An 18,704-nucleotide genomic window follows, 5' to 3' on the forward strand; every position below is an offset into this window, starting at 1 on the left:
TCTCAATTTCTCTCTTGCGGCGGCAGCGCGGGCGTCCATTCGTCGCCGAACAGCTCCGGCTCGGCAAAGACTTCGAGGTTGGCCCAGTGATGGTCGAAGTCCTCGCGGTAGAACAGGCTGGCGATGCCGCTGGCGAGCCGTTTCGCGCCGTCGCTGATGGCCGGGATGTCGCCCGACACCGTGCCGTGCGACAGCGCCGCCGGATAGCAGAAGCAGTGGATGCGCCCGAGCCCCGGGCATTCGCCGGGCGCGCGCTCCTTGAATTCGAAGGCCGGGCCGAGGTCGGGCGAGTCGTCCAGCTCCTGGTCTTCGTCGCCGGGGGCGGGCTGAAAGCGATCCTTCCAGGTGCGCACATGGGCGGCAATGCCGTCGAACTCGGGACGGTTGGGCCAGTCGACCTTGAAGCCGGTCGAGACGATCAGGAAGTCGAATTCGAAGTCGCCCTTGGGCGTCGACACGCGCATCGCCTCGCCCTTCGGCTCGATGGCCAGCACCGGGCAGCCGAAGTTGAAGAAAGCATTGGGATGCCGCGACACCCGCAGCGTGCTGCCGTGCGGCGGAGGCACGTTCAGCACGTTGATGTAGTGCCGGATGCGCCACTTGAGCTCGTCCGGCAGGTCGTAGTGCCCCTGCGTGAGCCCCGGCACGCCCGCGCCCTTGCCCTTGTTGACGCGCGGCAGGTCGGTGCGGCGGATCAGCAGCTCGACGCTGTGGGCGCCGGCTTCCAGCGCGGTGGCCGCGCTGTCCATGGCCGAGGAGCCCGCGCCGATCACGCCCACGCGCAGGCCCTTGAGCCGGCCGTAGTCCATCTCGTCGGAGGAATGGGCCCACTTCGAGCGCGGCAGGGCGTTCACGAAGGCGGGAACGGCCGGGCCGCCGAGGCCGTCGCGTCCGGTGGCCAGGACGAGGCGGCGCGCCAGCACGCTGCTTTCGCCTCCGGGCGTGCGCAGGGCGAGGCGCACGCCGGTCGCATCGGGCAGGGGCTGGATGCCGGTCACGGCCGTGTCGTTGCGCACGTCCACGCCCATCACGCGGCGGTACCAGACGAGGTAGTCCATCCACTGCAGGCGCGGGATCTTGTCCATCGCCGCCCAGGCTTCCAGCCCGAACTGGGCCTCGAACCATGCGCGGAAGGTGAGCGCGGGCAGCCCCAGCGCGGGACCGGTGAGCTCCTTGGGCGAGCGCAGCGTCTCCATGCGGGCCGTGGTGGCCCAGGGGCCCTCGCTGCCGGCGGGCGAACGGTCGAAGATCACGGCGCGCACGCCCAGCTGCGCCAACGCGACCGAGGCGGCCAGGCCGGCCTGGCCGCCGCCGACGATGGCCACGTCGAGCATCGGCTCGCCGCCGGCCTGCCGCGCGGGCATCCACTGGCGGGCGGGCCAGCCGAGGTATTCGAGGTCCTGGGCGAGCCGCGCTTCGAGCGCGGCCAGGGAAGAGGAGGAAGCGGGATCGGAAGTCGTCATCTTGAAAAGCGGGAACGGCGCCCAGTGTAGAAAGAAAGCTTCACGGACCTTCGCACCGTGCGCCGCCGCCCCGCATAACCGTATCACTGGCCCGGATTTCGCATGCCACAATGATTTCAGACCACAGGGACCGGCATGGGCAGCAAAACCGACGGCAGCAACAGCGAATGGTGGCGCGGCGCGGTGATCTACCAGATCTACCCGCGCAGCTTCATGGACAGCGACGGCGACGGCATCGGCGACCTGCCGGGCATCACGTCCCGGCTCGAACACGTGGCCGGCCTCGGCGTCGACGCCATCTGGGTCTCCCCCTTCTTCCGCTCGCCGATGAAGGACTTCGGCTACGACGTGGCCGACTACCGCGCGGTCGACCCGATCTTCGGCACGCTGGCCGACTTCGACGCCATGCTGGCGCGGATGCACGAGTTGGGCCTGAAGCTCATCATCGACCAGGTGCTCTCGCACACCTCCGACCAGCATGCCTGGTTCGCCGAAAGCCGGTCTTCGCGCGACAACCCGAAGGCCGACTGGTACGTGTGGGCCGACCCGAAGCCCGACGGCACGCCGCCGACCAACTGGCTCTCGGTGTTCGGCGGCTCGGCATGGCAGTGGGACTCGCGCCGGCGCCAGTACTACCTGCACAGCTTCCTCGCCGAGCAGCCCGACCTCAACTTCCACAACCCCGAGGTGCAGGCCGCGCTGCTGGACGAGGTGCGCTTCTGGTGCGAGCGCGGCGTGGACGGCTTCCGCTTCGACGCCTGCAACCACCAGTTCCACGACGCGCTGCTGCGCGACAACCCGCCGGCCACGCTGGCCTCCATCGGCGAGGTCAGCACGGTGCGCGCCGACAACCCGTACGCGATGCAGCAGCACCTGTACGACAAGAGCCAGCACGAGAACCTGGCGTTCCTCGAAGCCCTTCGCCGGCTGCTCGACGACTACGGCGCGGTGGCGCTGGGCGAGGTCGGCGACGAGAACGCGCCGCCGGTGATGGCCCAGTACACCGAGCTCGGCAAGCGACTGCACCTGGCCTACAGCTTCAGCCTGCTGACGGCCGACCACAGCCCCGCGCACCTGCGCCACCAGGTCGAGGCGCTCGACGACGCGCTCGCGCAAACGGGCGGCTGGGGCTGCTGGGCGGTATCGAACCACGACGTGCCGCGCGTCGCCACGCGCTGGAGCGACGGCGGCGTGCCCGACACGCGCCGCGACCGGCTCTGGCTCGCGCTGCTGCTGTCCCTGCGCGGCAGCGCCAGCATCTACCAGGGCGAGGAACTGGGCCTGCCCGAGGCCGAGGTGCCCTTCGAACTGCTGCAGGACCCGTACGGCCGCGCCTTCTGGCCCGAGTTCAAGGGCCGCGACGGCTGCCGCACGCCCATGCCCTGGGCCCCCGAGGCACCCAACGGCGGCTTCAGCACCGGCACGCCCTGGCTGCCGGTGTACGGCCCGCACCTGCCGCTGGCCGTCGAACGGCAGGCCGCCGACCCCGGCTCGATGCTGGCCTTCAGCCGCGCGCTGCTGCACTGGCGGCGCAACCAGCCGCTGCTGCGCACCGGCGGCATCCGCTTCATCGATGCGCCGGAGCCCCTGCTGCACTTCGAGCGCGGTGACGGCCTCCATTCGCTGCAGGCCGTCTTCAACCTCGGTGGCGAGCCGGTGTCGATGCCGCTGCCCGACGGGTTGATGCCTCTGGTCGGACAGCCGCTCGCGCCGACCGCCGTCATCCAGGACTCAGACGAAAGGCGCATGCTGGTGCTTGCGCCGTACGGCGTCTTCTTCGGCACGCCCGCCGCGGAAGAAGGACGAAGCTGACCGCCATGTCATCGAAGACCAAGCCGCTGCCCGAAGCCGATATCCACGCGCTGATGCGCGCGGAGCACGGCGATCCGTTCGCGGTGCTCGGCCCGCACGAGACTGCCGAGGGCCTGGTGGTGCGGGCGCTGCTGCCCGGCGCGCAGCACGTGGCCGTGGTGCATTCGCGCACCGGCTGGCCGCTTTCCATCCTCTCGCGCCATCCCGAGTCGGACCTGTTCAGCGGACTGGTGCCGGCGGCCGAGGCCCGCATGGGCTATTCATTCCAGGTCGACTGGGACACGCACACCTCGCGGCTCGAGGACCCGTATCGCTTTCCGTTCGTGCTCGGCGAGACCGACGTGTGGCTGCTGGCCGAGGGCACGCACCTGCGGCCGTGGGAGCGCCTGGGCGCGCACCTGCGCGAGATGGACGGCGTGAAGGGCGTGGCCTTCGCGGTCTGGGCGCCGAACGCGAAGCGCGTGTCGGTGGTCGGCAGCTTCAACAACTGGGACGGCCGGCGCCACATGATGCGGCTGCGCCGCGAGTGCGGCGTGTGGGAGATCTTCGCGCCGCACGTGTCCGTGGGCGACAGCTACGAGTTCGAGATTTTGTCGGCGCAGGGCGAGGTGCTGCGCAAGGCCGACCCCTTCGCCTTCTCGTCGCAGCTGCGCCCCGACACAGCCTGCGTGGTGCAGCCCCTGCCCGCGCCGGTGAAGATGCCCGAGGGCCGCGCCGCCGCGAACGGGCGCGACGCGCCCATCAGCATCTACGAGGTGCACCTGGGCTCGTGGCGGCGCAAGAACGGCCACGAGTGGCTGGACTATCGCGAGCTGGCCGACACGCTGGTGCCTTATGCGCGCGACATGGGCTTCACGCACATCGAGCTGCTGCCCGTCAGCGAGCATCCCTTCGACGGCTCGTGGGGCTACCAGCCCATCGGCCTCTATGCGCCGACCTCGCGCTTCGGCACGCCCGGCGACTTCCGGCACTTCGTCGAGGCCGCGCACGCGGCGGGGCTGGGCGTGATCCTCGACTGGGTGCCCGCGCACTTCCCCACCGATTCGCACGGCCTCGGCCGCTTCGACGGCACCGCGCTGTACGAGTACGCCGATCCGCGCGAGGGCTTCCACAACGACTGGCAGACGCTGATCTTCAACTACGCGCGCACGGAGGTGCGCAACTACCTCGTCGGCAACGCGCTGTACTGGCTGGAGCGCTATGGCGTGGATGGCCTGCGCGTGGACGCTGTGGCGTCGATGCTGTACCGCGACTACAGCCGCAAGTCGGGCGAGTGGGTGCCCAACGCGCTCGGCGGGCGCGAGAACCTGGAGGCCATCGAATTCCTGCGCCGCATGAACCGCGTGGTGGGCGTCGAGCGGCCCGGCGCGATGACGGTCGCCGAGGAGTCGACCAGCTTTCCCGGCGTGACCCGGCCGCCCGAGGACGGCGGGCTGGGCTTCCACTACAAGTGGAACATGGGCTGGATGAACGACACGCTGGCATACGCCGGCACCGATCCGGTCTACCGCAAGCACCATCACCGGCAGATCACCTTCGGGCTGATGTACGCGCACAGCGAGAACTTCGTGCTGCCGCTGTCGCATGACGAAGTGGTGCATGGCAAGGGATCGATGATCGGGCGCATGCCCGGCGACGAGTGGCAGAAGTTCGCGGGACTGCGCAATCTGTATGGGTACCTCTGGGCCTATCCGGGGAAGAAGCTGCTGTTCATGGGCGGGGAGTTTGCGCAGTACGCGGAGTGGAATGCCGATCGGAGTCTGGATTGGCATCTGCTGGAGCACGCGGCGCATCAAGGGGTTCGGCGGCTGGTGCGTGACCTGAACAACGTGTATCGGCACTTTCCTGCGCTGCATGAGCTCGACCATGAGGCGCGAGGGTTCGAGTGGATCGTGCATGACGATGCGGATCAGTCGGTGTTTGCTTTTGTGCGGCGGGCGCGGGATGGGGCGTTTGTTGTCGTGGTTTGCAACTTCACGCCTATGCCTCGGGAGGGGTATCGGTTGGGGGTGCCTTCTGCCGGGTCCTATCGGGAGGTCATCAATACGGATGGGGTTGTTTATGGGGGGAGTGGTGTGGGGAATGGGGTTGTCGAGAGTTCGCCTGTGGCCTGGCATGGGAGGGCGGATTCGTTGTCTATTCGCGTGCCGCCGCTGGGGACCTTGATGTGGGTGCTGGTTTGAGGGTTTGTTTTGTTTGCTTCCCGGGGCCGGGTCTCGGCCCGGCGGCCGACCTACTTTTCTTTGCTTCGCCAAAGAAAAGTAGGCAAAAGAAAGGCGACCCTACTGTCTGCGTCCCTCCGCTTCGCTGCGGGCAACCTGCGGTGCTCGACGTAGGAGGGGGTCCGCAGAACTCGCTTCGCTCAAACAGCTGCGGCCCTGATCCCTCCTACGTCTGCGCTCCTCGGCGCAGCCAGAAGGGAGTTGGAGACCGAACAGGCCATCGCTGCGCTCGGCCTTCTGAACAGCCTGGACGGGCCTTCGCTTCACTCGGCCACGCGTTCAGCTTCAGCGCCCCCAACAAGACCAACGGTCCATTCCAAGCACGACGGGCGCGAAGCGCCTGCCGTGCCTTGGGGGCCGAGCAACGCGATGGCCCGTGCGTCTCCCCTCCCCTCTGGCTGCGCCGAGGAGCGCAGCGTTTCGCGGATCAGGGCTCGCAGCTGTTTGAGCGAAGCGAGTTCTGCGAGACCCCGCGAAACGCGAGCACCGCAGGTTGCCCCGGAGCGAAGCGCAGGGGTCGCAGACAGTGGGGTCGCCTTTCTTTTGCCTACTTTTCTTTGGCGAAGCAAAGAAAAGTAGGTCGCCCGCCGGGGCGAGTCCCGGCCTCGGAAAGCAACCCCCATCGAGAGCACGCAAGATGCTGAGCCCAGGCAAGCCCTCCCCCCTAGGCGCAACCCCCTCGCAACAGGGCGTCAACTTCGCAATAGCAGCCCCCACAGCAGAAGCAGTAGACCTCTGCATCTTCGACACCACAGGCAAGAACGAACAACAACGCCTCAGCCTGAAAGAACAAACAGACGGCATCTGGCACGGCCACCTCCCAAGCGGCAAGCCAGGCCTCGTCTACGGCTACCGAGTCCACGGCCCCTGGAACCCCAAGGCAGGCCAGCGCTTCAACCCATCGAAGCTGCTCCTCGACCCATACGCCCGCGAGATCGTAGGCACCTACGACGGCAGCGACCTCTTCCTGGGCCACGACCCGGCGAACCCAGAAAAAAGAGACACCCGAGACAACGCAGCCATCGCCCTCAAGGCCCGGGTAGCGCCGGCACCGACCGAGCATGGACCCGCAGGCCACGCCCGCATCGCATCAGGCGACCGCGTCCTCTACGAACTCCACGTCAAGGGCCAGACAAAACTCCACCCCGCCGTCCCCGCAGCCCTCAGAGGCACCTACGCCGGCCTCGCCGAACCCGCAGTGCTCGACCACCTCCAGCGCATGGGCATCACCACCCTGAGCCTCATGCCCGTGCAGCACCGCGCCGACGAGCCGCGCCTCCTTCGCATGGGTGTGAGCAACTACTGGGGCTACAACACCATCGGCTGGTTCGCGCCCGAGGCCCGCTACTGGAGCGGCCGCCCCGGCACCACGCCCGCCGGCGAGTTCCGCGCAATGGCCGACGCGATCCACGCGCGCGGCATGGAGCTGGTGATCGACGTGGTCTACAACCACAGCGCCGAGAGCGACGAACTCGGCCCCACGCTCTCGATGCGCGGCATCGACAACGCCCTCTACTACCACCTGCGCGCCGACGACCGCGCGCTCTACGAGAACTGGGCCGGCACCGGCAACTGCCTGAACCTCGGCGAGCCCCGCGTGCTGCAGCTCGTGATGGACAGCCTGCGCTTCTGGGCCTGCGAGATGGGCGTCGACGGTTTCCGCTTCGATCTCGCGCCCGTGCTCGGCCGCGCCGACGCGCAACGCGGGTTCGATGCGCGCGCGCCCTTCTTCGCCGCCATCGCGCAAGACCCCGTGCTCTCGCGCACGCTGCTCATCGCCGAGCCCTGGGACATCGGCCCCGGCGGCTACCGGCTCGGCGGGTTCCCGCCCGGCTGGCTCGAGTGGAACGACCGCTACCGCGACACGCAGCGCGGCTTCTGGCTGCGGCAGGACCATGACGACAGGGCGAAGCTCGGCGACTTCGCCCATCGCTTCGCCGCCTCCAGCGCCCAGTTCGCGCACCACGGCCGCGCGCCGACGGCCAGCGTCAACTTCATCACCGCGCACGACGGCTTCACGCTGCGCGACCTGGTGAGCTACGGCGAGCGCCACAACCTCGCCAACGGCGAGGGCAACCGCGACGGCCACGCCCACAACATGAGCAACAACTGCGGCGTCGAGGGCCCGAGCGACGACCCCGCCGTGCTCGCCCTGCGCACCCGCCTGCGGCGCGCGCTGCTCGCCACGCTGATGCTGTCGCAGGGCACGCCCATGCTGCTGGCCGGCGACGAGATCGGCCACGGCCAGCAGGGCAACAACAACGCCTACTGCCAGGACAACGAGACCACCTGGCTCGCGTGGATCGGCACGTCGGCGCCCGGCAGCGACGCGGCGCGCATGAGCGCCTTCGTGGCCCGTCTCGCCGCGCTGCGCCGCGAGGCCCCCGCCCTGCGCAGCACGCGCTGGTGGCCGGCGGAAGAGCCGTCAAGGGAGGCTCCGCGGGGAGCGCCGGGCATCCGCTGGCTGCGCCCCGACGGCGAGCCGATGACGCCCGCCGAATGGAGCTCGGGCACGGCCCTTGCAATCCTCTTCAGCCGTGACTTTCCTCACGACACCGCGGACAGCGGCGCATGGCTGGTGATGGTGAACGCGGGCCCCGAGACCGTGTCGTTCACGCTGCCGGCGGGCGCGTGGCGCCTATGCCTGTCCACCGATCCCGACAGCGATCCGGACAACGCACAGGGCCGGGCGCTGACCGGCGCGCTGCAGGTGCCTTTTTCGAGCATCGGGATTGCAAGAACGTAGGAGCCAGGCGTACGGCGCGGTGCTAGTCTCGATGCAGAAACTCTGACGGCGGATTCCGGCAAGCGAACAAACCAACGAACGGAGACTCAGGATGGACAACCCAACACCGCAAGCGCAGCTACCGCAACAGCAGGAGCTGCAGGCCCATCAACTGGTCCGCCGCACCATCGCACTGGTGCTGGCCGGCGGACGCGGCTCCCGCCTCAAGCAGCTGACCGACCGGCGCGCCAAGCCGGCCGTGTACTTCGGCGGCAAGTTCCGCATCATCGACTTCGCGCTGTCCAACTGCCTGAACTCGGGCATCAGGCGCATGGCGGTGGTCACGCAGTACAAGTCGCACTCGCTCATGCGCCACCTGCAGCGCGGCTGGAGCTTTTTGCGCGCCGAGCTCAACGAGATGGTCGACGTGCTGCCCGCGCAGCAGCGCGTGGGCGACGAGCACTGGTACCGCGGCACGGCCGACGCGGTGTTCCAGAACCTGGACATCATCCAGACCCGCTCCACCAGGCACGACTACGTGGTGGTGCTGGCCGGCGACCACATCTACAAGATGGACTACTCGCTGATGGTGAAGGACCATGCCGAGCGCGGCCTGGGCTGCACGGTCGGCTGCATCGAGGTGCCGCGCATGGAGGCCACGGCCTTCGGCGTGATGGCCGTGGACGACGGCCGCCAGATCACCGACTTCCTCGAGAAGCCCGCCGATCCGCCCGCCATGCCCGGCAGGCCCGACACGGCGCTGGCGAGCATGGGCATCTACGTGTTCGATTCCGAGTACCTCTACCAGCTGCTCGAGGAAGACAACGCCAACCCCGATTCGAGCCACGACTTCGGCAAGGACATCATCCCCCGCGCCGTGGCCCAGGGCCGCGCGCTGGCCCATCCCTTCGGCATGTCCTGCGTGACGCGGGCCTCGCGCGGGCCGGAGGCCAAGACCTACTGGCGCGACGTGGGCACGATTGATGCATTCTGGGCAGCCAACCTCGACCTGGCCTCCATCACCCCGGAGCTCGACATCTATGACACGGACTGGCCCATCTGGACCTACCAGCGGCAGCTGCCGCCGGCCAAGTTCGTGCTCGACCGCAACGGCCACCACGGCATGACGGTCAACACCATCGTCTCCGGCGGCTGCATCGTCTCGGGCTCCAAGGTCAGCAGCTCGGTGCTGTTCTCGGGCGTGCGCGTGCATTCCTTCTGCGAGATCAACGAGGCCGTGCTGCTGCCCGACGTGGAAGTCGGCCGCGGCGCCAGACTGAACCGCGTGGTGATCGACCGCGCCTGCGTCATACCCGAGGACATGGTGATCGGCGAAGATGCCGAGGCGGACGCCGCTCGCTTCGAGCGCACCGAGAACGGCGTGGTGCTGGTCACCCGCGAGATGCTCAAACGACTGGCCTCGGCCTGATCCACCAACGATGCGAATCCTCCAGGTCAGCGCCGAACTCTTCCCCCTCCTCAAGACCGGCGGCCTGGCCGACATCGCCGGCGCCCTGCCCCTGGCGCTCCTCGCTGAAGGGCAGGACGCGCGCGTGCTGCTGCCGGGCTTCCCGGCCATCGTGGCCGGCGTGCGCGACCTGGCGCCGGTGGCCGCCTTCGATGCGCCCTGGGGCGAAGGCTTCGGGCTGCGCCTCGGGCACATCGACATCGACGGCACGCCCGGCATCCCGGCCTACGTGATCGACGCGCCGGCGCTCTACGGCCGGCCCGGCAACCCCTACGAGGACATCTCGCGCCAGCCCTACGGCGACAACCACCGCCGCTTCGCGCTGCTCGGCTGGGCGGCGGCGCAACTGGCGCAGGGGCTCGATCCGCAGTGGCAGCCCGAGGTGGTGCACGCGCACGACTGGCACGCCGCGCTCGCGCCGGCCTACCTGCACTTCGCGCGGCAGGCCGGTGGCCCGCGCGTGGGCAGCGTCTTCACCGTGCACAACCTGGCCTACCAGGGCATCTTCGCGCCCTGGCACTTTGCGGAGCTCGGCCTGCCCGGTCCGGCGTTCCAGATGAACGGCCTCGAATACCACGGCCAGATCTCGTTCATGAAGGGCGGCCTGTACTTCGCCGACCGGCTCACCACCGTGAGCCCGACCTACGCGCTGGAGATCCAGACGCCCGAGCAGGGCTGCGGGCTCGACGGCCTCCTGCGCCAGCGCAGCGCGGTGCTCAGCGGCATCCTCAACGCGGTCGACGACAAGGTCTGGAACCCCGCCACCGACACCGCGCTGATCCAGGGCTATCACACGCCCGAAGGCCGGCACATGGCCGGCAAGGCGCGCTGCAAGTCGGTGCTGCAGCACCAGCTGGGGCTGGCCGAGCGGCCCGATGCGCCGCTCTTCATCGTCGTGAGCCGGCTCACCGAGCAGAAGGGCCTGCACCTGGTGCTCGGCGGGCTCGACGCACTGCTGGCCCAGGGCGGGCAGCTCGCGCTGCTGGGCAGCGGCGAGGCCTGGCTGGAGGAAGCCTTCCGCCAGCGCGCGGCGGCCGCGCCGCAGTCGGTGGCCGTGACCATCGGCTACAACGAGACGCTGGCCCACCAGCTCTTCGGCGCGGGCGACGTGACCCTGGTGCCCTCGCTCTTCGAACCCTGCGGCCTCACGCAGATGTACGGCCTGAAGTACGGCGCCCTGCCGCTGGTACGCCGCGTCGGCGGGCTGGCCGACACGGTGGTCGACAGCTCGCTGGAAGACCTGGCCAGCGGCGAGGCCACCGGCTTCGTGTTCGACCGCTTCGAAGTGGCCGACTACGAGCGCGCCGTGCGCCGCGCCTTCGCCCTGCACGAGCGCGCGCCCGACTGGCGCCGCGTGCGCGGCAACGCCATGCGGCGGCCGGCCGACTGGGCCACGGCGGCGGCGCAGTACATCGACGTCTACCGTCAAGCCATCCAGCAATAGATAGATAACCCGGGAGCGTTCCCATGACGATCAAGGACTTCGCCTACGACCACCCCGACCGCGACGTCGCGGCCTTCAAGCGCGCCGTGGCCAACAAGCTGATCTACGCGGTCGGCAAGGACCCGGTCGCGGCCAGCCAGGACGACTGGCTCAACGCCACTTCGCAGGCGGTGCGCGACCAGCTGGTCGAGCGCTGGATGATGACCACGCGCGCCAACTACGCGCAGGACTTGAAGCGCGTCTACTACCTGTCGATGGAGTTCCTGATCGGGCGCACCTTCACCAACGCGCTGCTGGCGGTGGACCTGTACGACACCGTGCGCGAGGCGCTGGCCGACTTCGGCGTGGACATGGCGGCGCTGTCCGAACGCGAGCCCGACGCGGCGCTGGGCAACGGCGGCCTGGGGCGGCTGGCGGCCTGCTTCCTCGACTCGATGGCCACGCTGGGCGTGCCGGGCATGGGCTACGGCATCCGCTACGAATACGGCATGTTCCGCCAGCGTATCGTCGACGGCCAGCAGGTGGAGACACCCGACTACTGGCTCACGCGCGGCAACCCGTGGGAGTTCCAGCGGCCCGAGGTGAACTACCGCGTGCGCTTCGGCGGCCACGTGCAGAAGCGCGAGGGCGCCGGCGCAGTATCGGGCGCGGCCGACTGGGTCGACACGCACGACGTGCTGGCGGTGGCCTACGACACCATCATCCCGGGCTACGGCACGCAGGCCACCAACACGCTGCGGCTGTGGTCGGCGCGCGCCACCGAGGAGATCGACCTCTCGGCCTTCAACCGCGGCAACTACATGCAGGCGGTGGAGAGCAAGAACCACTCGGAGAACGTCTCCCGCGTGCTCTACCCCGACGACTCCACGCCCTCGGGCCGCGAGCTGCGGCTGCACCAGGAGTACTTCTTCTGCAGCGCGAGCGTGCAGGACCTGCTGCGCCGCTACCTGCGCAACCACAAGACCTTCGACCAGCTGTCGGAGAAGGTCAGCATCCACCTGAACGACACGCACCCCGTGCTGGCGGTGCCCGAACTCATGCGGCTGCTGCTCGACGAGCACGGCCTCTCCTGGGACGTGGCCTGGGCGCACACGCAGAAGGTGTTCAGCTACACCAACCACACGCTGATGCACGAGGCGCTGGAGACCTGGCCGGTGGAGATGCTGGGGCGCATCCTGCCGAGGCACCTGCAGATCATCTACGACATCAACGCGAAGTTCCTCGCCGCCGTGACGCAGAAGGTGGGCAACGACGTGGAGCTGATGCGCCGCCTTTCGCTGGTCGACGAGGCCGGCGAGCGGCGCGTGCGCATGGCCTACGTGGCGGTGCTCGCGAGCCATTCGGTCAACGGCGTGTCGGGGCTGCACTCGGAGCTGATGAAGCAGTCGATCTTCTCGGACTTCGCGAAGATCTTTCCCGAGCGCTTCAACAACAAGACCAACGGCGTCACGCCGCGCCGCTGGCTGGCGCAGGCCAACCCGCCGCTGGCGGCGCTGCTCGACCAGCGCATCGGCAAGGGCTGGCGGCGCGACCTGTCGCAGCTGGAGGCGCTCAGGCCCATGGCCGCGCAGCCTGCCTTCGTGCGCGCGTTCCGTCACGCCAAGCGCGAGAACAAGCTGCGGCTGGCCAACTGGGTCGAGCAGCACCTGAAGATCGACATCGACACGGACGCGCTGTTCGACGTGCAGGTCAAGCGCATCCACGAATACAAGCGGCAGCTGCTCAACGTGCTGCACGTGGTGACGCGCTACCACCGCATCCTCGATGCGCAGGCCGCGGGTACGCCGATCGACATGGTGCCGCGCGTGGTGGTGTTCGCGGGCAAGGCGGCGTCGGCCTATGCGATGGCCAAGCTGGTCATCAGGCTCATCAACGACGTGGCGAGCACCATCAACGCCGACGCGCGCGTGGGCAAGCTGCTGAAGGTGGTGTTTTTGCCGAACTACAGCGTGAGCCTGGCCGAGGTCATCATGCCGGCGGCCGACCTCTCGGAGCAGATCTCCACGGCGGGCACGGAAGCCTCGGGCACCGGAAACATGAAGTTCGCGCTCAACGGCGCGCTCACCATCGGCACGCTGGACGGCGCGAACGTGGAAATGCGCGAGAGCGTGGGGCCCGAGAACATCTTCATCTTCGGCAACACCACGCCCGAGGTGGCCGACATCCGCGCGCGGGGCTACCAGCCGCGCGAGATCTACGAGGAGAACGCCGAGCTCAAGCGCGTGCTCGACGCGATCCGCGACGGAGAGTTCTCGCCCGGCGAGCCGGCGCGCTACCAGGGCATCTACGACGCACTGGTGAACTGGGGCGACCACTACCTGCTGCTGGCCGACTACGCGAGCTACGTGGCGAAGCAGGCCGAGGTCGATGCGCTGTACCGCGACTCGGACGCGTGGACGCGCACGGCGATCCTCAACGTGGCGGGGATGGGGGTGTTCTCGTCGGACCGCACGATTGCGCAGTACGCGCACGAGATCTGGCACACCAAGCCGGTAGTGCTTGGCTAACCCCCAGGCTTGCCCACTTCGTGTGGCCGCCCACCCCCTTGCGGGGGGCGACACCTGCGGCCCGGCAAAGCCGGTTCCGCGGTGTCCACGAAAAAAGAGTCAGATCAGCGAGGTGGCTTCTGCGGCGCAGCCTCCGCCTCGGTCACGAAACCGATGCGGCTGAGCCCTGCCTTGTTCGCGATGCCCATCAGCGCGACCACCTTGCCGTAGGGCACGGTCTGGTCGGCGCGCAGCTGCACCTCGGTGTCCTTGCTGTCAGCGGCGGCCTTTTCGAGTTGCTGCGCCAGTTCCTCGTCGGTCACGGCCTTGTCGTTGAGGAAGACCTTGCCCGATGCGTCGACCGACAGGCTCACGAACTTGGGCGCGTCGTTGGGCTGGCCGGCGTCGGTCTGCGGCAGGTCGAGCTTGATCGAGCTGGCCATCAGCGGCGCGGTGATGATGAAGATCACCAGCAGCACCAGCATCACGTCGACCAGTGGCGTGACGTTGATGTCGGACAGCGGCCGCTGCGCGCCCGCGCCCATGGCGCGACCGCCGCCGCCGGTGGCGCTGCCCAGTGATGTGCGACCGAAGGCCATGGCTGCGGCTCTTGCTGTCTGCGTGCTCTCAGACCGGCATCGGCCGCGCGGGCGGCGGCGCGACGGGCGCGGCCGGGGCGCCGAAGCTGCCCAGCAGGTCGTGCGCGAAACCTTCGAGCTCGGCTTCGATGCGGCCGATGACGCGGCCGAAGACGTTGTAGGCCAGCACGGCCGGAATGGCCACGGCCAGGCCGAAGGCCGTCATGATGAGCGCCTCGCCGACCGGGCCCGCCACCTTGTCGATGGTGAAGCCGCCGGTCTGGCCGGCAATGCCCGTCAGCGCGCCGTAGATGCCCCAGACCGTGCCCAGCAGCCCGACGAAGGGCGCGGTGGCGCCGACCGTGGCCAGCAGGATCTGCCCCGCCTGCAGCCGGCGCAGCGCGCCGTGCAGGGCGTCGCGCAGCACGCGCGTGAGCCGCTGGTTGCGGTCGACCGTGGCGCCCAGCGTGCCTGCCGCTTCGCCGGCGGTCACATTCCGGATGGCCGACACGGCGGGCGACACCAGCGTCGCGCGGTCGAAGGCCCTGAGTTTCTGCTCGGCGTCGGCCAGCGTGGACGACTGCCAGAACGCCGCGATGCTGCGCAGCACGTCGCGCGTGCCGCCGCGCAGCAGCCACGCCTTCCAGAGGATGATGACCCAGCTCGCGATCGACATCGCGAGCAGCAGCGCGGCCACCGAACGGCTGACGCCGTCACCGTGGGCCAGCAGTTCGAGCACGCTCATCGGCGGTCCTTCCGGGCTGCGCGGTCAGCGCAGGCCGAGCACGTCGTACATGTCGAACAGGCCCGCGCGCTGCCCGGCCAGGAAGCGCACCGCACGCAGGCTGCCCTGTGCATACGTGACGCGGCTCGACGACTTGTGGGTGATCTCGATGCGCTCGCCGGTGCCGGCGAACAGCACGGTGTGGTCGCCCACGATGTCGCCGCCGCGGATGGCCGAGAAGCCGATGGTGGACGGGTCGCGCTCGCCGGTGATGCCCTCGCGGGCATAGACGGCGCAGTCCTTGAGGTCGCGGCCCAGCGCGTCGGCGATGACCTCGCCCATCTTGAGCGCGGTGCCCGAGGGCGCGTCGACCTTGTGGCGGTGGTGCGCCTCGATGATCTCGATGTCGTAGCCGGTCGCCATGGCCTTGGCCGCCATCTCGAGCAGCTTGAAGGTGACGTTGACGCCCACGCTCATGTTGGGCGCCATCATGATCGCGATGTCCTTCGCGATCTCGGCGATCTCGGCCTTCTGGGCGTCGCTGAAGCCGGTGGTGCCGATGACGGCCTGCACGCCCAGTTCGCGGCAGACCGCGAGATGCGCGAGCGTGCCCTCGGGGCGGGTGAAGTCGATGAGCACCTGCGCGTCCTTCAGGCCGGCGCGCAGGTCGGACACGATGGACACGCCGCTGTCGAAGCCCAGGAAGGCGCCGGCATCGGCGCCGAGGGCCGGGCTGCCGGCGATGTCGAGGGCGCCGGCCAGGCGCAGGTCGGGCGCGTTGCGCACGGCCTCGATCAGCATGTGGCCCATGCGGCCCGATGCCCCGGCGATGGCGACACGGCGCGGCGCGGAGGCGGAATTGCTGGTGGGAGTGGAGGTGGATTCGGTCACGCTGGTTCAGTCTTCGGGAATTTCGAAACGGCCAATGGCATGCATGGACACGGAACGGACGCCGCCCGACTGGCGGGCGCCGCCCGCAGCCGCCGATGCTCCTGCGCGCTCAGCGCGCGGCTTCGAGCGGGGGGTAGGCGGCCGGCAGCGGCGGCAGGGAAGCCGACGACGAGCCCTTGGAGGCATCGGCCTTCTTCTCGTCGTCCTTGGGGGCGTATTTCTTGAGCTCGTCTTCCGAGGCCTCGAGCGCGGGCACCTTGCCGGATTTCTTGCGGGTGTCGAGCGTGGCGACGAATTCTTCCTCGCTGGGCATCTCGTCGCCCTGGAAGCGGTCCATGATCTCGCCGTTGAAGAACACGGTCAGGCGGCGTTCCTGCGGGTCGACGCCCTGGCGTCGGATGGTGAAGACGTAGTCCCAGCGGTTGGCGTGGAAAACGTCGTTCAGCAGCGAGGTACCGAGGATTTCACGAACCTGCTGGCGGGACATGCCCGGCTTGAGCGCCGCGACCTGTTCCTTCGACACGAAATTGCCCTGAACCACCTCGACTTTGTAGGGGGTTACGGCGGCCAGCGCGCCACGCGTGCGCTCGGTGAAACCACTGCAGGCACCGAGGCCGAGCGTTGCCGCGACGGCGACAGCCAGCAGCCAGGGCCGGCGTTGGAAGTTGGCAGGCATGGGAGGAAAAGGGGGTAGCGATATGATCGGCCATTGTAGCGGCTGGCCTTTTCGGGGCCTTTAGCCGCAGCCCTCCGGGGCGCAGGAACCAACATGGCCAACATCGACGAACTGAAGAATACCGGCCTCAAGGCCACCCTCCCGCGCCTGAAGATCCTGGAGATCTTCCAGACCGGCAGCCAGCGGCACATGACGGCGGAAGACGTGTTCCGCGTGCTGCTCAACGAACATTCCGACATCGGCCTGGCCACGGTCTACCGGGTGCTCACCCAGTTCGAGCAGGCCGGCATCCTGGAGCGCAGCCACTTCGAGAGCGGCAAGGCGGTCTACGAGCTGAACGAAGGCACCCACCACGACCACCTGGTGTGCACCTCCTGCGGCAAGGTCGAGGAGTTCTACGACGCCGAGATCGAGCGCCGCCAGCAGATGGTCGCCAAGGACAAGGGCTGGATCCTGCAGGACCACGCCATGTCCCTCTACGGTCTTTGCGGAGATTGCGCCAAGAAGCGCTGATACGAAGCAGGAAAACGGGAAAAGGAAACGCGGCCCGGCGGCGGCCGCCGGAACCGATCAATCCCCGTCGCGGGAGTTTTCCATCGCCTTGTGGTGCCGCGCCACGAAGTCGGCGTACGTGTCGATGCCGCGCAGCTGCAGGATCGAGTTGCGCACCGCCGCTTCCACCAGCACGGCGATGTTGCGCCCGGCCACCACCTGGATGATGACCTTGCGCACCGGGATGCCCAGTACGTCCTGGGTGAGCGGAGCCGAAGGCATGCGCTCGTAGTCGCGCTCGAAGCTGTCGCGCCGCACGAGGTGCACGATGAGCTTCAGCCGCATCTTCCGGCGCACCGCCGTCTCGCCGAAGATCGCGCGGATGTCCAGCAGGCCGATGCCGCGCACCTCGAGCAGGTTCAGCAGCAGGTCGGGGCAGCGCCCCTCGATGGTGTTCTGGTTGATGCGGTAGAGATCGACCGCGTCGTCGGCCACGAGGCCGTTGCCGCGCGAGATCAGCTCCAGCCCCAGCTCGCTCTTGCCCAGGCCCGACTCGCCCGTGATCATCACGCCCATGCCCAGGATGTCCATGAACACGCCGTGCATCGAGGTGCGCTCGGCGAAGTGCTTGGACAGGTAGGCGCGCAGCAGGTCGATCACGAAGGCCGACGACTCGCGCGTGGCGAAGAGCGGCAGCTGCGCGCGCTCGCAGATCGACAGCAGCTCGTCGGGCGCGGCCTGGCCGTCGGCCAGCACCAGCATCGGCGGCTCCAGCGTGACGATGCGGGCGATGCGCCGCGCGCAGTCTTCCTCGCTGCCGCGCGTGAGGTAGGCCACCTCGCGGGCGCCGAGGATCTGCACGCGGTACGGGTGGATGTAGTTGAGGTAGCCGACCAGGTCCGCGGCCGACTGGGCCCGGCTGATGACCTCGGGGTCGAACTGGCGCTCCGAGGCGCCCAGCCCCGCGAGCCATTCCCACCGGAGCGAGCCACGGAACTCCTCGAACATGGCATCGGCACTGATGACTGTCGGCTTCATGCGTTCAGGAGACGGCGCGCGGGCGCCGGCATTGCGTTGGAATGAGGGAAGAAGGAGCCGCGCAGCTTATCAGCAGCCGCGCGCGCCGACGCATGCGCTCAGGCGACCTGGGTGGATTGCCAGCCGGCAATGAGGTCGTGCAAGGCAGTTGCGTCGGTGCTGGACTTGATCTGTTCGCGCAGGCTGGCGTCGCTCAGCAGTTCGGCGATTTCGGAAAGGATTTCGAGGTGCTTCTGCGTGGCCGCTTCAGGCACCAGCAGGAAGATCAGGAGTGCGACGGGTTGCTCGTCGGGGGCGTCGAAGCCGATGGGATTGGCCAGCTGGAACACGGCTGCCATCGGCGACTTGAGGCCCTTGATGCGGCCATGCGGAATGGCGACGCCGTGACCCAGGCCGGTGGAGCCGAGGCGCTCGCGCGCGAAGAGGCTGTCGGTGATGAGGGCACGGCCCAGACCGTGAAGGCTTTCGAACAGCAGGCCGGCTTCTTCGAAAGCACGTTTCTTGCTGGTAGCGTCAACGCTCACGAGCACTTGAGCGGGCGGCAGGATGGACGCGAGGCGATTCATGGTGGGTGCAGAGCGGGGGCGATTATGCACCCGCTTGGTAAAAACCCCCAGTCCCCCTATTTACTTTCTGTCTACATGTTGCCCAGAGGCCTCGTGCTCTCCTCTGGGCGCCTGCCAAA

The 18,704-nt window shown here is 68.6% G+C and carries 14 protein-coding genes; 7 read left to right on the forward strand and 7 right to left on the reverse strand.

The features are described from left to right. Positions 1-2: 2 nt before the first annotated feature. Positions 3-1,463, reverse strand: coding sequence for an NAD(P)-binding domain-containing protein (locus EJP69_RS27065; RefSeq protein ID WP_126473408.1), 1,461 nt, complete (start codon positions 1,461-1,463; stop codon positions 3-5). A 135-nt stretch (positions 1,464-1,598) separates the two neighbouring features. Between EJP69_RS27065 and EJP69_RS27070 the strand changes: the two genes are divergently transcribed. The 6 genes from EJP69_RS27070 (at position 1,599) to EJP69_RS27105 (ending at position 13,641) form a co-directional block, all read left to right on the forward strand. Then, the gene (locus EJP69_RS27070) at positions 1,599-3,275 is read left to right on the forward strand and encodes an alpha-amylase family glycosyl hydrolase (RefSeq protein WP_126473410.1); all 1,677 of its coding nucleotides are present in this window, start codon (positions 1,599-1,601) and stop codon (positions 3,273-3,275) included. Positions 3,276-3,280: 5 nt separating this feature from the next. After that, on the forward strand, positions 3,281-5,458 hold the full coding sequence (gene glgB, locus EJP69_RS27075; RefSeq protein WP_126473412.1) for a 1,4-alpha-glucan branching protein GlgB: 2,178 nt from the start codon (positions 3,281-3,283) through the stop codon (positions 5,456-5,458). Positions 5,459-6,134: 676 nt separating this feature from the next. Then, a complete protein-coding gene (gene glgX, locus EJP69_RS27090; protein WP_126473414.1) occupies positions 6,135-8,243 on the forward strand; it encodes a glycogen debranching protein GlgX in 2,109 nt (702 codons plus the stop codon). A 91-nt stretch (positions 8,244-8,334) separates the two neighbouring features. Further along, positions 8,335-9,651 carry a glucose-1-phosphate adenylyltransferase gene (glgC, locus tag EJP69_RS27095; RefSeq protein ID WP_093203785.1) on the forward strand — a complete coding sequence of 439 codons (1,317 nt, stop codon included), beginning with the start codon at positions 8,335-8,337 and terminating at the stop codon, positions 9,649-9,651. A gap of 10 nt (positions 9,652-9,661) precedes the next feature. After that, on the forward strand, positions 9,662-11,134 hold the full coding sequence (glgA, locus tag EJP69_RS27100) for a glycogen synthase GlgA (RefSeq protein ID WP_126473416.1): 1,473 nt from the start codon (positions 9,662-9,664) through the stop codon (positions 11,132-11,134). A 23-nt stretch (positions 11,135-11,157) separates the two neighbouring features. Then, positions 11,158-13,641, forward strand: coding sequence for a glycogen/starch/alpha-glucan phosphorylase (locus EJP69_RS27105; protein WP_126473418.1), 2,484 nt, complete (start codon positions 11,158-11,160; stop codon positions 13,639-13,641). Between the two features lie 104 nt (positions 13,642-13,745). On the opposite strand, the gene EJP69_RS27110 is transcribed toward EJP69_RS27105, so the two are convergent. From EJP69_RS27110 to EJP69_RS27125, 4 genes are all read right to left on the reverse strand, one after another. Beyond that, the gene (locus tag EJP69_RS27110) at positions 13,746-14,219 is read right to left on the reverse strand and encodes an ExbD/TolR family protein (RefSeq protein WP_125948961.1); all 474 of its coding nucleotides are present in this window, start codon (positions 14,217-14,219) and stop codon (positions 13,746-13,748) included. Positions 14,220-14,247: 28 nt separating this feature from the next. Further along, a complete protein-coding gene (locus EJP69_RS27115; protein WP_093301542.1) occupies positions 14,248-14,943 on the reverse strand; it encodes a MotA/TolQ/ExbB proton channel family protein in 696 nt (231 codons plus the stop codon). A gap of 24 nt (positions 14,944-14,967) precedes the next feature. Then, positions 14,968-15,813, reverse strand: a complete 846-nt coding sequence (gene dapB, locus EJP69_RS27120; protein ID WP_093203771.1) for a 4-hydroxy-tetrahydrodipicolinate reductase — start codon at positions 15,811-15,813, stop codon at positions 14,968-14,970. A 109-nt stretch (positions 15,814-15,922) separates the two neighbouring features. Beyond that, positions 15,923-16,489 (reverse strand): outer membrane protein assembly factor BamE, encoded by a 567-nt coding sequence (locus EJP69_RS27125; protein ID WP_093203768.1) that lies wholly within the window; start codon positions 16,487-16,489, stop codon positions 15,923-15,925. Between the two features lie 93 nt (positions 16,490-16,582). Here EJP69_RS27125 and fur point away from each other — a divergent pair, with 93 nt between their 5' ends. Further along, positions 16,583-17,002, forward strand: coding sequence for a ferric iron uptake transcriptional regulator (gene fur, locus EJP69_RS27130; protein WP_093203766.1), 420 nt, complete (start codon positions 16,583-16,585; stop codon positions 17,000-17,002). A gap of 57 nt (positions 17,003-17,059) precedes the next feature. Here fur and hprK read toward each other — a convergent pair whose 3' ends face one another. Both hprK and EJP69_RS27140 read right to left on the reverse strand, forming a co-directional pair. After that, the gene (gene hprK, locus EJP69_RS27135; RefSeq protein WP_093203763.1) at positions 17,060-18,019 is read right to left on the reverse strand and encodes an HPr(Ser) kinase/phosphatase; all 960 of its coding nucleotides are present in this window, start codon (positions 18,017-18,019) and stop codon (positions 17,060-17,062) included. Positions 18,020-18,117: 98 nt separating this feature from the next. Continuing rightward, positions 18,118-18,585 (reverse strand): PTS sugar transporter subunit IIA, encoded by a 468-nt coding sequence (locus EJP69_RS27140; RefSeq protein WP_019655574.1) that lies wholly within the window; start codon positions 18,583-18,585, stop codon positions 18,118-18,120. Positions 18,586-18,704: the final 119 nt, after the last annotated feature.

The sequence above is a fragment of the Variovorax gossypii genome (assembly GCF_003965815.1).
In the GTDB taxonomy this organism is placed as follows: Bacteria; Pseudomonadota; Gammaproteobacteria; order Burkholderiales; family Burkholderiaceae_C; genus Variovorax; species Variovorax gossypii.

Excerpts from the sequence above, each read along its gene's own strand:
- EJP69_RS27065 (WP_126473408.1), bottom strand. The coding sequence starts at position 1,463 with ATGACGACTTCCGATCCCGCTTCCTCCTCTTCCCTGGCCGCGCTCGAA.
- EJP69_RS27070 (WP_126473410.1), top strand. The coding sequence starts at position 1,599 with ATGGGCAGCAAAACCGACGGCAGCAACAGCGAATGGTGGCGCGGCGCG.
- glgB (WP_126473412.1), top strand. The coding sequence starts at position 3,281 with ATGTCATCGAAGACCAAGCCGCTGCCCGAAGCCGATATCCACGCGCTG.
- glgX (WP_126473414.1), top strand. The coding sequence starts at position 6,135 with ATGCTGAGCCCAGGCAAGCCCTCCCCCCTAGGCGCAACCCCCTCGCAA.
- glgC (WP_093203785.1), top strand. The coding sequence starts at position 8,335 with ATGGACAACCCAACACCGCAAGCGCAGCTACCGCAACAGCAGGAGCTG.
- glgA (WP_126473416.1), top strand. The coding sequence starts at position 9,662 with ATGCGAATCCTCCAGGTCAGCGCCGAACTCTTCCCCCTCCTCAAGACC.
- EJP69_RS27105 (WP_126473418.1), top strand. The coding sequence starts at position 11,158 with ATGACGATCAAGGACTTCGCCTACGACCACCCCGACCGCGACGTCGCG.
- EJP69_RS27110 (WP_125948961.1), bottom strand. The coding sequence starts at position 14,219 with ATGGCCTTCGGTCGCACATCACTGGGCAGCGCCACCGGCGGCGGCGGT.
- EJP69_RS27115 (WP_093301542.1), bottom strand. The coding sequence starts at position 14,943 with ATGAGCGTGCTCGAACTGCTGGCCCACGGTGACGGCGTCAGCCGTTCG.
- EJP69_RS27125 (WP_093203768.1), bottom strand. The coding sequence starts at position 16,489 with ATGCCTGCCAACTTCCAACGCCGGCCCTGGCTGCTGGCTGTCGCCGTC.
- fur (WP_093203766.1), top strand. The coding sequence starts at position 16,583 with ATGGCCAACATCGACGAACTGAAGAATACCGGCCTCAAGGCCACCCTC.
- hprK (WP_093203763.1), bottom strand. The coding sequence starts at position 18,019 with ATGAAGCCGACAGTCATCAGTGCCGATGCCATGTTCGAGGAGTTCCGT.
- EJP69_RS27140 (WP_019655574.1), bottom strand. The coding sequence starts at position 18,585 with ATGAATCGCCTCGCGTCCATCCTGCCGCCCGCTCAAGTGCTCGTGAGC.